The sequence below is a fragment of the Psychrobacter sp. CAL346-MNA-CIBAN-0220 genome (assembly GCF_040309805.1).
In the GTDB taxonomy this organism is placed as follows: Bacteria; Pseudomonadota; Gammaproteobacteria; order Pseudomonadales; family Moraxellaceae; genus Psychrobacter.
On sequence record NZ_JBEOPF010000698.1, the window covers coordinates 1 to 239 of the forward strand.

At 43.1% G+C, this 239-nt stretch carries 1 protein-coding gene; it reads right to left on the reverse strand.

The features are described 5' to 3' along the window. Nucleotides 1-239: hypothetical protein (locus tag AAEY88_RS15365; RefSeq protein WP_350563781.1), on the reverse strand; the 239-nt coding region annotated here is incomplete at both ends.

A 239-nucleotide genomic window follows, 5' to 3' on the forward strand; every position in this document is an offset into this window, starting at 1 on the left:
TTAATAAGTGATGGGTAAACCCAGCAGCAGTAACGCTACCACTTAGCTCAGTGCGCGCTGAGATGTTTTTAGTTTGAAAATCACGCTCGTTATGTTGCCGACTTAAGGTTTCGCCATCAGTAAAATAAAGCTGCCTGCTAGGGGCGAGTTCAGCATCACTCGATTCGCTTATAAATTTAGAATCGCTATAGCTAAGCCCATTTAAAAGTGACCATTGCCCTATTTGATGCTCAAAGGTC